Origin of the sequence: Pseudomonas sp. 10B238 (assembly GCF_000970615.1) — a bacterium.
Lineage (GTDB): Bacteria > Pseudomonadota > Gammaproteobacteria > Pseudomonadales > Pseudomonadaceae > Stutzerimonas.
On the sequence record NZ_KQ033936.1, the window covers coordinates 66,233 to 78,903 of the forward strand.

Sequence of the window (12,671 nt, forward strand, 5' to 3'; positions counted from 1 at the left end):
TTCGGCTGCTGAGGGCGCTAAAAACGAAACCCCTCGCGGCAAGGCCGGGAGGGGTTTCGGTGTCGCGGTGTCGCTTATTCCACGGCTTTGACCATGTCCTCGACGACCTTCTTGGCATCGCCGAAGACCATCATGGTCTTGTCCATGTAGAACAGCTCGTTATCCAGACCGGCATAACCGCTGGCCATGGAGCGCTTGTTGACGATGACCGTCTTGGCTTTGTACGCCTCGAGGATCGGCATGCCGGCGATGGGGGACTTGGGATCGTTCTTCGCCGCCGGGTTGACCACGTCATTGGCGCCAAGCACCAGCACCACGTCGGCCTGGCCGAACTCGGAGTTGATGTCTTCCATCTCGAAGACCATCTCGTACGGTACTTCGGCTTCGGCCAGCAGTACGTTCATGTGGCCGGGCATACGACCGGCGACGGGGTGGATCGCGTACTTCACGGTCACGCCCATATGCGTCAGCTTCTCGGTCAGCTCCATCAGCGCATGCTGCGCGCGCGCCACCGCCAGGCCGTAGCCGGGAACGATGATCACGGTGTCGGCGTTCGACAGCAGGAAAGCGGCATCATCGCTGGAGCCGGATTTGACCGGACGCTGTTCCTGGCTGCCAGCTGCGGGGCCGGCATCCGCTTCGCCACCGAAGCCGCCGAGGATGACGTTGAAGAAGGAGCGGTTCATCGCCTTGCACATGATGTACGAGAGGATTGCGCCGCTCGAGCCCACCAGGGAACCGGCGATGATCAGCATCGAGTTGTTCAGCGAGAAACCGATACCGGCCGCCGCCCAGCCCGAGTAGCTGTTGAGCATCGAGACCACCACCGGCATGTCGGCGCCGCCGATGGGGATGATGATCAGCACACCGATGACGAAAGCCAGCGCCACCAGAATCATGAACGCGGTGAAGTTGCCGCTGAAGGTGTAGATCAGGCCCAGCACCAGGATCGCCACGCCGACGGCGAGGTTGATCTTGTGCTGGTTGGGGAACGACACCGGTGCGCCCTGGAACAGGCGGAACTTGTACTTGCCGGACAGCTTGCCGAAGGCGATCACCGAACCGGAGAAGGTGATGGCGCCGATGGCTGCACCGAGGAACAGCTCCAGGCGGTTACCGGCCGGAATCGGGTAGCCGATGGCCTGGACGATACCCAGCGACTGCGGCTCGAGCACGGCAGCGATGGCGATGAATACCGCGGCCAGACCGATCATGCTGTGCATGAAGGCGACCAGTTCGGGCATCTTGGTCATCTCGACGCGCTTGGCCATCAGCGTGCCGATGGTGCCGCCGATCAGCAGACCAAGAACGATGAAGCCCAGGCCGCTCCAAGGGCTGGCGCTCTCGGCCAGCTGTGAGCCGAGTTTGAACACCAGGAACACCGTGGTGACCACGGCGATGCCCATGCCGATCATGCCGAACAGGTTGCCGCGGCGCGAGGTGGTGGGGTGCGACAGGCCTTTGAGGGCCTGGATGAAGCTCACCGAAGCGATGAGATACAGCAGGGTGATCAGGTTCATGCTCATGGCTTGGACTCCGCCTTGGCGCCAGCGCGCTCCTTCTTCTTGAACATTTCCAGCATGCGCCGGGTAACCAGGAAGCCACCAAAGACGTTAACGGCGGCCAGGGTCACCGCCAGGGTGCCCATCAGCTTGCCCATCGGGGTGACGGTCAGGGCGGCGGCCAGCATGGCGCCGACGATGACGATCGCCGAGATGGCGTTGGTGACCGCCATCAGCGGGGTGTGCAGCGCGGGGGTGACGTTCCAGACCACGTGGTAGCCGACGTAGATCGCCAGCACGAAGATGATCAGGTTGTAGATGCCATCAGAAATCATGTCCATGTTCAGGCTCCCTTAACCGTTGGTGCGTACGACCTGGCCGTCACGGCACATCAGGCACGCAGCGACGATGTCGTCTTCAAGATTGAGCTGGAACTTGGCTTCGCCATCGATCACCAGCTTGAGGAAGTCCAGCAGGTTGCGGGCGTATAGCGCCGAAGCGTCCGCCGGCACGAGGGTCGCCAGGTTGGTGTAGCCAACCAGGGTCACGCCGTGCTTGACCACCACCTGATCGGCTTCGGTCAATGGACAGTTACCGCCCTGGGAGGCGGCGAGGTCGATCACCACCGAACCGGGCTTCATCTGCTGCACGGTTTCTTCCTGCAACAGGGTCGGCGCCTTGCGGCCCGGAATCAGCGCAGTGGTGATGATGATGTCGGCCTGCTTGGCGCGCTCGTGCACGGCCTGTGCCTGGCGGGCCATCCAGCTGGCCGGCATCGGCCGGGCATAGCCGCCGACACCCTCGGCACATTCACGCTCTTCATCGGTCTCGCAGGGCACGTCGACGAATTTGGCGCCGAGCGATTCGATCTGCTCCTTCACCGCCGGACGCACGTCCGAGGCTTCGATCACCGCGCCCAGACGCTTGGCCGTGGCGATGGCCTGCAGACCGGCAACACCAGCGCCGAGAATCAGCACGCGTGCGGCTTTCACCGTACCGGCGGCGGTCATCAGCATCGGCATGAAGCGCGGGTACTGGTTGGCGGCGACCATCACGGCCTTGTAGCCGGCGATGTTGGCCTGGGAGGAGAGCACGTCGAGGCTCTGCGCGCGCGAGGTGCGCGGCGCCGCTTCCAGGGCGAAGGCAGTGATGCCGCGTTCGGCCATGCGTGCAATGTTTTCGTTGTCGAAGGGGTTGAGCATGCCGACCAAGACCGTACCTGGCTGCATCTGAGCCAGTTCGGTTTCGCTCGGTGCGTTCACCTTCAGCAGGATCTCTGCTGCGAACGCCGCAGCGGCATCGGCGATGGTTGCGCCTGCCGCTTCGAAGGCACTGTCCGGAACACTGGCCTGTACGCCAGCTCCGCTCTGCACCGTCACCCGATGCCCTTGCCCGATCAGCTTTTTGATGGTTTCCGGTGTCGCGGCAACGCGCGTTTCACCGGGCCTGGTTTCGAGAGGAACACCAATGTGCATTGTTCTTGTTCTCCTGCTTGATCGTAACCAGCGTGCTGCCCGGTAAACCGGTTATCGCACCGCTGGTGTTACTTTTCGCCCGGCCACTGCGGATGGTGACTGGGTGTGGATCGGCTAACGGGCCCTGCACTAGTTGGTTTGAGCCTGCTGCGGCGCGGCATTCTGCAAGGGCTGCGGAAATCAAACAACTGTTTTAATCGGAACGCAACAATGGCGATTCGTTCACGACGTGACCATTAGGTTGCTTTGTATCGCTGCAGGCTGCGTCGGTATTGGGTTCGACCTTCGTCTAAGGTTCCGTACCCGGTTATGCGCGGCGCAATCATGAATGACGGACCATAGACGTTGTATTCGTCGGCGGGCTTGTCTGTATGCGACCTTGGTGCCGGTCGGGGCGGCGCATGTGCAAAAAAAACGGATCAGGGCCTGTAATGTCATGGATTCCCTGTAGTCCAATGCATTTGGTTGCGCTGGCTTCGGAATGCCGACGACGTTCGATCGCATTACTCATGAGAAATTCACATGGCCGATCTAGACGTGAATGAAATGATCCTGATGGAAGAAGCGCAGCCCAGGCGGCTGCCGTTCGCCTTCGCTCGCCGCCACGGCGTGCTTCTGTTGGAACGCCCGGAAGGCCTGCGTTTGTGCGCGCGCGAAGGTGCGCCGCTGACCGCCTTGCAGGAAGCACAGCGCGTCGCCGGCGGGCCGTTGGCGATGCAGTGGCTGGCGCAGGACGAGTTCGAGCAGGCCTTGAGCGCGGCCTACCAGCATGACTCTTCGGCTGCCATGCAGATGGTTGAAGGCCTCGGCGACGACATGGATCTGCATAGCCTGGCCGACCAGATCCAGGAAACCGAAGACCTGCTGGAGCAGGAAGACGACGCGCCGATCATCCGCCTGATCAACGCCATCCTCGGCGAGGCGATCAAGGAAAACGCCTCGGATATCCACGTCGAAACCTTCGAGAAGCGCCTGGTCATCCGTTTTCGCATCGATGGCATTCTGCGTGAAGTGGTGCAGCCCAAGCGCGAGCTGGCGGCATTGCTGGTATCGCGGATCAAGGTCATGGCGCGGCTGGACATCGCTGAGAAGCGCATCCCGCAGGACGGTCGGATTTCGCTGCGGGTCGGCGGGCGGGAGGTCGATATCCGGGTGTCGACGCTGCCTTCGGCCAACGGCGAACGCGTTGTGCTGCGTCTGCTGGACAAGCAGGCCGGTCGCCTAACGCTGCGCCATCTGGGCATGAGCGACCGGGATCGCAAGATTATGGAGCAGGCGGTGCAAAAGCCGCACGGGATCATCCTCGTCACTGGCCCCACCGGCTCGGGTAAGACCACTACCCTTTACGCCAGCCTGGTTACGCTCAACGACCGCACGCGCAACATTCTCACCGTTGAGGATCCGATCGAATACAACCTCGAGGGCATCGGCCAGACCCAGGTCAACACCAAGGTCGACATGACCTTTGCCCGCGGCTTGCGCGCCATCCTGCGTCAGGACCCTGACGTGGTGATGGTTGGCGAGATCCGCGACCAGGAAACCGCCGACATGGCGGTGCAGGCGTCGCTGACCGGTCACTTGGTGCTCTCGACACTGCACACCAACAGCGCCATCGGCGCCGTGACCCGCCTGGTGGACATGGGCGTCGAGCCCTTCCTGATCTCCTCGTCGCTGCTCGGCGTGCTGGCCCAGCGCCTCGTCCGCGTGCTGTGTAATGACTGCAAACGCGCCTATGTGGCTGATGAAGCTGAGTGCACGCTGTTCGGCCTCGACCCGAGCGAGGCCCCGACGCTGTACCACGCCGAAGGCTGTGAGGTGTGCCGGCAGCTAGGCTATCGCGGGCGGACCGGGATCTACGAACTGGTGATGTTCGATGACACCCTGCGCAGCATGATCCACACCCGTGCGGCCGAGCAGGACATGGTTCGCCATGCCCGCCGCCTGGGCCCGAGCATTCGTGACGATGGCCTGCGCAAGGTGCGAGAAGGTGTGACCACCATCGAAGAAGTGTTGCGCGTGACACGCGAGGAATAAGCGCATGAGCAGTACTGGCAGAAGGATCGCTACCCGGCCATGACCAGCCCTGATGAATACATCCATACCGCCGTCGCCGACGTTGGGCCGGCGACTGCCCTCCAGCGGTTTCGTGTCCGCTGCCCCGCGCTAGGGCACCTGACCGCGATGGCTGAGCGCTGATGGCGGCGTTCGAATACATCGCCCTCGATCCGCGTGGTCGCGAGCAGAAGGGCCTGATCGAGGCGGACAGCGCGCGCCAGGCGCGGCAGCTGTTGCGCGAGAAGCAATGGTCGCCGTTGGAGGTCAAACAGGCCAAGGCCAAGGAAGACATCAGTGGCGGAGGTTTCGCGTTTGGCCGTGGGCTGTCGGCGCGCGATCTGGCGCTGGTGACCCGGCAGCTGGCGACCCTGGTGCAGGCTGCGTTGCCCATCGAGGAAGCGCTGCGTGCGGCAGCGGCGCAGTCGTCGTCACAGAAGATCAAGTCGATGCTGCTGGCCGTTCGGGCACGGGTGATGGAAGGCCATAGCCTGGCGGGATCGCTGCGTGAATACCCGTCGGCGTTTCCCGAGCTGTACCGCGCCACGGTTGCGGCCGGCGAGCATGCCGGTCACCTCGGGTTGGTGCTCGATCAGCTGGCCGATTACACCGATCAACGCCAGCAGTCGCGGCAGAAGATTCAACTGGCGCTGCTGTATCCGGTGATCCTGCTGGTGGCCTCGCTGGCCATCGTGGTGCTGCTGCTGGGCTATGTGGTGCCGGACGTGGTGAAGGTGTTCGTCAATACCGGGCAGGCGCTGCCGGCCCTGACCACAGGGCTGATCGCGGTAAGCGAAGTGGTGCAGCATTGGGGTTGGCTGATGCTCATTGGCATTGTCGCCGCCGCCCTGGCGATGCGGCAGGCGCTGCGTGATGAAAAGATAAAGCGCCGCTGGCATGCCTTCATCCTGCGCATTCCGCTGGTGGGTCGGCTGGCGCGGGCGACTAACACCGCGCGTTTCGCCTCGACCCTGGCGATCCTCACCCGCAGCGGCGTGCCGCTGGTGGATGCCCTGGGCATTGCGGCGGCGGTGATCGCCAACCTGCGTATCCGTGACAAGGTCATCGAGGCGGCGCAGCGCGTGCGTGAGGGCGGTAGCCTTACCCGCGCGCTGGATGCCACCGGCGAGTTTCCACCGATGATGCTGCACATGATTGCCAGCGGTGAGAAATCCGGTGAGCTGGATCAGATGCTGGCGCGCACCGCGCGCAATCAGGAGAACGATCTGGCTGCGCAAATATCGCTGATGGTGGGACTTTTCGAGCCCTTCATGCTGGTGTTCATGGGGGCTGTGGTATTGGTAATCGTGTTGGCGATCCTGCTGCCGATCCTTTCTCTCAATCAACTGGTGGGCTAGTGAGAATGACGTTGAACGAACGCAAACAGGGTGGCTTCACCCTTATCGAAATCATGGTGGTGGTGGTGATCCTGGGGATTCTCGCCGCGCTGGTAGTGCCGCAGGTGATGAACCGCCCGGATCAGGCCAAGGTCACCGTGGCCAAGGGCGATATCAAGGCCATCGGCGCCGCCCTCGACATGTACAAGCTGGATAACTATTCCTACCCCAGCACGCAGCAGGGGCTGGATGCGTTGGTCGAGAAGCCGGGCGGCAATCCGCAGCCGAAGAACTGGAACCGCGACGGCTACCTCAAGCGTGTGCCGAAGGATCCATGGGGCAACGAATACCAGTACCTGTCGCCCGGCACCGAAGGCGCGTACGACCTGTACTCCTATGGTGCCGACGGTAAGCAGGGCGGCTCTGAGCTGAACGCGGACATCGGTAACTGGGACCTCTGATCCATGCCCCAGGCGCGCCGGGACGGTGGCTTCACGCTGATCGAGCTGCTGGTGGTGATCGTCATCCTTGGCAGCCTGGTGGGCCTGGCGGTGCTATCGACCGGTAACACCAGCTCGTCGCGTGAAATCCGTGATGAAGCGCAGCGCGTGGCTACGCTGATCAGCCTGATGGCCGACGAAGCCGTACTCGATAGCCGCGAATATGGCCTGCGGTTCGACCGGGACGGTTACCGGGTGATGCACTACGACGAAGCCGATGCGCGCTGGCGTGATGTTGGTGATCGCGAGGCGCACCAGGCCCCCGAATGGATGCGCCTGGAGCTGGAACTCGACGGCACGCCGTTGCAATTGGTGGCGCCGGTCAAGCGCGAGGATGACCCGGCCGGGCTGTCCAACGACGAGGATCGAGAGCGTCGGCGAGCCCCTCGCGTGCAGCCGCAGCTGCTGATCCTTTCCAGCGGAGAGCTGTCTCCGTTCACCCTGACCCTATCCGATCAGCGACCTGGAGGGAGCCGCTGGACGGTGTCCAGCGATGGCTTTCGCATGCCGCGTGCCGAGCTGCTGGAAACCCGTCGATGAACCGTCCCGCACGCCCGGCTGGCTTTACCCTGCTTGAAGTGCTGGTGGCGCTGGCGATCTTCGCCATCGTCGCGGCTGTGGTATTGACCGCGGCCGCGCGCAGCGTGAGCAATGCTGGGCGGCTGGAAGCGCTGACGCTGGCCGGCTGGATCGCCGACAACCGCCTCACCGAGCTGCAGCTGCAACAACCGGCACCGAGCGTTGGCCGCGAAGATACCCGCCTGGAGTTCGCTGGCCGTCAATGGCAGACCCTGAGCGAAGTGGAAACCAGCGGCACGCCCGGTTTGCTGCGTATTCGCGTCTGGGTCGCGGCCGTCGAGCAGCGGCGGGGTGTCGGGGCCGGCTCCATCGAAGAGCGCGCGGTGACCAGCCTCACCGGCTTCGTTGGCGTTGACCCATGAAGATCCGCACACCTCGTGCCACCGCAGGCTTCACGCTACTCGAGTTGCTGATCGCCATCGCGCTGTTCGCGCTGTTGGGCTTGGCCACCTACCGCATGCTCGAAGCGGTAATGCGCAGTGATGAGGTGGTGCGGGCGCAGGAAGTGCAGCTGCGCGAACTCGGGCGCGCGATGTGGAGTTTGGAACGCGACCTCATCCAGGCCATGCCACGACCGGTGCGCGACGGCTATGGCGACGAGCAGAACGCGTTCATCGGCCAGATGGCCGGCGCCGCAGACGGCGTGTCGCTGGAGCTGACCCGCAGCGGCTGGCGAAACCCCACCGGTATGCGTCGGGCCAACCTGCAGCGGGTGCGCTGGCGGCTGGTTGGCGACACGCTGGAGCGGGTCTATTGGGTGGTGCTTGATCGCGACGTGGACAGCGAGCCACGGGTGCAGCCTGTGCTCGACAATGTGTTGGCACTGCGGCTGCGCTATCTGGATGCGGAGAACACCTGGCACGAGGAATGGCCGCCGTTCGAATTCGGTCGCGGTGACCCGGCTGAACAAGCGCGGCGGCTGCCGCTCGCCGTGGAGGTCTCCATTGACCATCAGCGTTACGGCACCATCACCCGCCTGCTGCGGTTGCCGGATGGCCCGACGCCGGCTCCGCAATTCATCCAGCCCGACTCCCAGGGCGTACCGGAGCCCGGCGGCGTGGGAGAGATGCAATGAAGGCCCAGCGCGGCGTCGCGCTCATCACCGTGCTGCTGGTGGTCGCCATCGTTACGGTGATTTGCGCCGGGATGATTGCGCGTCAGCAGCTGTCGATCCGAGGTACCGGCAACCAGCTGCAGGCGCGCCAGGCCTGGCACTACGCGCTGGGTGGGGAGGCGCTGGCGCAAACCATGCTGCGCCGTGATCTGCAACTGTCCGGTCAGGGCACAGGGCAACCGGCGGTGGATCATCTGCTGGAGCCCTGGGCGCTGCCGCAACCGGCGTACGATCTCGACGAGGGTCAGGGGCAGGTCCAGGTACGAATCGAGGACCTGGCCGGGCGTTTCAATCTCAACAGCCTGGTGCAGGAACAACAGCCCAGCGCGGCAGCGCTCGCACAGTTTCGCCGGCTGCTGCTGCGCCTGCAGATCACCGAGCCTTATGCCGAGCGGCTGATGGACTGGATCGACAGCGATCAGCAACCCAGCGGCGAAACGGGCGCGGAGGACAACGCCTACCTGCTGCTTGATCCGCCTTATCGCACGGCGGGCAGGCGGCTGGAGGACCTCTCCGAACTGCGCCTGCTGCTCGGTATGCGCGATGAAGACTTTCAGCGTCTGGCGCCCTATGTCAGTGTGCTGCCAGCGGATACACCGCTGAACGTCAACACGGCCAGTGCCATGGTGCTGTCGAGCCTTGCCGACAGCCTCAGCCCCAGCGCCGCCGAATCGCTGGTGAAGGCACGACAATCTGCCCCGTTCCGTGACACGGCCAGTTTCATGGCGCAACCAGCGCTCAGCGGTGTCCAACTTCAAAGCACCAACATCGCAGTGACCAGTCAATTCTTTCAGGCCATCAGCGAGGTGCGCCTGGCGGACCGCCGCCTGGCACTGGTGAGTCAGCTGCGGCGTGAGGACGACGGCGATGTTCGCGTGCTGCAGCGCAACCTGGGACAGCCGCCACGGCTGCCCCGACCAACCAATGACGGAGATCGATAGCCGATGGACTGCCTGTTTCTGCCCGCTGATTGCGGTTCCCGGATCGACAGCGATACGCGCGTCTACTGGCTGCCGGGTGAAGGGGATGATGGCTGGATGCCGTTGGCGAACGTCATCGAGCGGGCGTCGGCGGCTGTGACCCTGGTGCTGCCGGCCGAAGTCTGCAGCTCGTTCGCGGTCAACCTGCCGACCCGCAAGGCGCGCTGGGTCAATCAGGCACTGGCTTATGCCGTAGAAGAACTGCTCGCCGAAAACGTCGATGACCTGCACCTGACCCATGGCGATGCGCTGGATGACGGGCGGCGTCGGGTCATCGCCATTCGCCGGCAGCTGCTGGCCGACTGGCTGGAGGATCTCCAGGCGCTCGGCCTGACCATCGTCGCGATTCATGTCGATGCCGACTTGCTGCCGCGCGACGGTACACAGCTACTGTTCATCGACGGTCGTGCGCTGCTCGGAGGCAAGCCGGAAGCGCGACTGGCCTTCGAGAGCGCGCAGTGGCCGCACCTGGCTGGGCAGTGTCCTGTGCCGCATCACGGACATGGCACGCTGGAAGCAGCACCCTCACCGCTGGACGACTACCAGCTGCTGGACGAGCCCTATCGTTTCCTGGCCTCGGGTCGCGCGGCTGCACTCAATCTGGCGCAGGGCGATTTCGCCATTCACGCCGCGGGAAGCGGGCTGGGTCAATGGAAGCCGGTCATGATCGTGCTGGCGCTGGTGTTGGCTGTGCAACTGGTGTTCAACCTGTTCCAGGCCTGGACGCTGGAAAGCCAGGCCGAGCAATACGCAGAGGCAAGTCGGGCGCTCTACACCGAGCTGTTTCCCGAGGACCGACGCATCGTCAATCTGCGGGCTCAGTTCGACGACCATATCAGCCAGAACGCCGGTGCTTCGGCAGAGTTCATGCGCTTGTTGAATGAAGTGGCGCTGGCATTGGCCGAGGGTATTCCGGTGTCGATCGGGCAGCTTGATTTCAACCAGGCCCGAGGTGATCTTGCCCTGCAGGTGCGCGCCAGCGATTTCGCTGCGCTCGAGCAGCTGCGACAGCGACTCGGGCAAACGGGGGAGAGCGTCCAGTTGGGGTCGGCCAGTCGTGACGGTGATGCCGTCAGCGCGCGTGTGGTGATCGGAGGCCGGGGATGAATTTGAGACAACAGATGCGCGTGCGCCTGGCCGAGTCGCCTTTGTGGCTGCGCTGGCAACGGCTGCAACCCCGCGAGCGCCTGTCGCTTACCTTGCTTGGCGCCTTTTTGCTGGTGGTGTTGTTCTACGTTCTGCTCTGGGCGCCTGCGCAGCAGCGCGTGCGTGATGCGCAAGCGTACTTCCAGCAGGAGCGTGAGCTGCATGCCTATCTCGAGCAAAACACCGAGTTGGCGCGACAGATGTCACGCAGCAACCCGGTTTCGCTGGCACCGGATCAGTTGCAGGGACTGGTAACGCAAAGTGCGCAGCAGAGCGGTCTGACCATCGAGAGCTTCGATTTCGGCAATGACGGTAGCCTGCAGGTAACGCTCCCCAGCGCATCCTATGGGTCGCTGTTGCGCTGGTTCGACGAGCTTCAGGCCGCGGGTGCGAGCCTCGCCGAGGTCAGCATCAGTCAGGTCGGAGAGGGGTTGGTCGATGCACGCGTAAGTTTCCGTGCAGAGGGCTAGACCGTTGCACAACGGAAGCGGGCAGGGCTCGGTTGCCAGCAGCGCCGCGTAGGCGCTGCTGGCCAAGGCTCACGGCGCAGGATGAATCTGCATCGCCAGGGCGCGTAGCGCGGCTTCGGCATCAAGCACCTTGTTCAACACCTCGTTGGCCTTCTCACGGCTCAGCCCCAGGCGATCGAAGAGATCCTGCGGGATCTCGCTGTAGGGGCCGGAGCCGATGCCACGGTTACGCAGCAGGCGGACCGCCAGGCAGACTAGGTTGGCATGCCCGGCATGCTCGCCCTGGTAGTGCGGGTCATGCTGGAAGCGCAGTGCCGTCGACAGCTCGTCAGGCATCCCCCAGTAGCGCATCAGCCAGGCCCCGATCTGCTCACGGGTGATGCCCAGCAGGTGCTGTTCGATCACGCTGTGACTCAGATGCGGATTGACCTCCAGGTGTCGACAAATCAGCGAAAAATGCGGCGGAAAGACATGCGCGAGCACCAGATAGCCGAAGTTGTGCAGTAACCCGGCAAGGTAGCTGATGCCCGCCTCGGGCCGCTGGGTGCGCGGAATGGCGCGGTTCAGCCCCTCGATCACCGCCGCGGTATAGATCGACTGCTGCCAGTAAGGTGTGGCCTGCTGCGGCTGATCCTTGGGCAGGCTCAGGCTCTTGCCCAGCGCCAGGCCGAGCGCCAGGTTGATCACCAGGTCGAAACCGAGCACCCGCACGATGGCATCTTCCACCGAGCGGATCTTGCCGGGCGCGGCGTAGTAGGGCGAAGCGGCCCAGCTGACCACTTGGGCGGCCAGCGCCGGGTCGGTTTCGACCACACCGGTGATATCGTCCACTGTGGCGTCAGGGTCGACACGTAGCTTGATGATTTTCTGTGCCGTTTGTGCCAGCGGAGGAATCTCGATGGTTTCCTCCAGCCGCTTCTGAATGCGCCGCGCGGTGAAGCTTTGCACCGCCTTGGTAATTTCCGCGCGGTCCTCTTCGGGACGGTCGAGGTTCGGCTGGATGGTACTCAACGGAACGGCGAACTGACCGGCGCTGGCTTTGCTGAGCAGTTGCTTGAAATCCTGGCTCGCCAGCGCCAGCAGCAAGCCGGGCTGACCGGATTCGATGAACAGCTCCGGCTGTTGCAACAGCCGGTCCTCGTACAGGCAGGGCGAGCTGGTCAGCGGCGGCAGCCCGGGCAGGACCTTCAGGTCATGCTTGGACAACATTCGAGTGAGCCGCTCGGGCTTAACCGCCACCAACTGGCGCCCGGTCAGATCAACCAGACGTGGCAGATCGAGCAAATGGTCGCTGGGATAGAGCACCAGCAGCGCGCCGATGGCATCGTCGACCAGAATGGCCTGCACGCGCCGGGCCGGATCAAGATCCGGTCTGTCCTCGCAGGCGCGGTAAGGCAGCGCCAGCTTGTCCAGCAGCTGAACGATCATGGGTGGGAGCGTAATGTTGTTTTTGGTTTCAGCAGCCGAATTCATGGAAAGTCCGTCTTTATTCCCGATCGGCGCAGTATAGCCTTAG

General features: G+C 63.6%; 13 protein-coding genes. 9 read left to right on the forward strand and 4 right to left on the reverse strand.

Annotated elements, in window-relative coordinates:
• Positions 1 to 74: 74 nt before the first annotated feature.
• From RT21_RS15660 to RT21_RS15670, 3 genes are read right to left on the reverse strand one after another with little or no spacing between them, the layout of a single operon-like run.
• On the reverse strand, positions 75 to 1,526 hold the full coding sequence (locus RT21_RS15660; protein ID WP_045422754.1) for an NAD(P)(+) transhydrogenase (Re/Si-specific) subunit beta: 1,452 nt from the start codon (positions 1,524 to 1,526) through the stop codon (positions 75 to 77).
• Complete coding sequence (locus RT21_RS15665; RefSeq protein ID WP_021209089.1) at positions 1,523 to 1,843, reverse strand: NAD(P) transhydrogenase subunit alpha part 2; 321 nt, start codon at positions 1,841 to 1,843, stop codon at positions 1,523 to 1,525. Before RT21_RS15665 ends, RT21_RS15660 begins: the two co-directional genes overlap by 4 nt.
• Positions 1,844 to 1,855: 12 nt before the next feature.
• A complete protein-coding gene (locus RT21_RS15670) occupies positions 1,856 to 2,977 on the reverse strand; it encodes a Re/Si-specific NAD(P)(+) transhydrogenase subunit alpha (RefSeq protein WP_046163449.1) in 1,122 nt (373 codons plus the stop codon).
• A gap of 522 nt (positions 2,978 to 3,499) precedes the next feature.
• On the opposite strand from RT21_RS15670, the gene gspE reads away from it, so the two are divergent.
• From gspE to RT21_RS15715, 9 genes are all read left to right on the forward strand, one after another.
• On the forward strand, positions 3,500 to 5,011 hold the full coding sequence (gene gspE / locus RT21_RS15675) for a type II secretion system ATPase GspE (protein ID WP_046163450.1): 1,512 nt from the start codon (positions 3,500 to 3,502) through the stop codon (positions 5,009 to 5,011).
• A gap of 161 nt (positions 5,012 to 5,172) precedes the next feature.
• Entirely contained in the window at positions 5,173 to 6,387 is a 1,215-nt protein-coding gene (gene xcpS / locus RT21_RS15680) for a GspF family T2SS innner membrane protein variant XcpS (RefSeq protein WP_046163451.1), read from the forward strand.
• Between the two features lie 5 nt (positions 6,388 to 6,392).
• Positions 6,393 to 6,827: a type II secretion system major pseudopilin GspG gene (gspG, locus tag RT21_RS15685; protein ID WP_045422747.1), complete on the forward strand. Its 435-nt coding sequence runs from the start codon at positions 6,393 to 6,395 to the stop codon at positions 6,825 to 6,827.
• A gap of 3 nt (positions 6,828 to 6,830) precedes the next feature.
• Positions 6,831 to 7,406, forward strand: coding sequence for a type II secretion system minor pseudopilin GspH (gene gspH, locus RT21_RS15690; protein ID WP_046163452.1), 576 nt, complete (start codon positions 6,831 to 6,833; stop codon positions 7,404 to 7,406).
• Positions 7,403 to 7,807 carry a type II secretion system minor pseudopilin GspI gene (gene gspI / locus RT21_RS15695; RefSeq protein ID WP_046163453.1) on the forward strand — a complete coding sequence of 135 codons (405 nt, stop codon included), beginning with the start codon at positions 7,403 to 7,405 and terminating at the stop codon, positions 7,805 to 7,807. The genes gspH and gspI overlap by 4 nt, the downstream gene beginning before the upstream one ends.
• Entirely contained in the window at positions 7,804 to 8,520 is a 717-nt protein-coding gene (gene gspJ / locus RT21_RS15700; RefSeq protein ID WP_046163454.1) for a type II secretion system minor pseudopilin GspJ, read from the forward strand. Before gspI ends, gspJ begins: the two co-directional genes overlap by 4 nt.
• Positions 8,517 to 9,500, forward strand: coding sequence for a type II secretion system minor pseudopilin GspK (gene gspK, locus RT21_RS15705; protein WP_046163455.1), 984 nt, complete (start codon positions 8,517 to 8,519; stop codon positions 9,498 to 9,500). The genes gspJ and gspK overlap by 4 nt, the downstream gene beginning before the upstream one ends.
• A 3-nt stretch (positions 9,501 to 9,503) precedes the next feature.
• Positions 9,504 to 10,646, forward strand: a complete 1,143-nt coding sequence (gene gspL / locus RT21_RS15710; protein WP_046163456.1) for a type II secretion system protein GspL — start codon at positions 9,504 to 9,506, stop codon at positions 10,644 to 10,646.
• Positions 10,643 to 11,155, forward strand: coding sequence for a type II secretion system protein M (locus RT21_RS15715; RefSeq protein WP_046163457.1), 513 nt, complete (start codon positions 10,643 to 10,645; stop codon positions 11,153 to 11,155). Before gspL ends, RT21_RS15715 begins: the two co-directional genes overlap by 4 nt.
• Before the next feature lie 69 nt (positions 11,156 to 11,224).
• Here the strand turns inward: RT21_RS15715 and RT21_RS15720 are convergent, their stop codons facing one another.
• On the reverse strand, positions 11,225 to 12,628 hold the full coding sequence (locus RT21_RS15720; protein WP_045422733.1) for an aminoacyl-tRNA deacylase and HDOD domain-containing protein: 1,404 nt from the start codon (positions 12,626 to 12,628) through the stop codon (positions 11,225 to 11,227).
• Between the last annotated feature and the right edge of the window lie 43 nt (positions 12,629 to 12,671).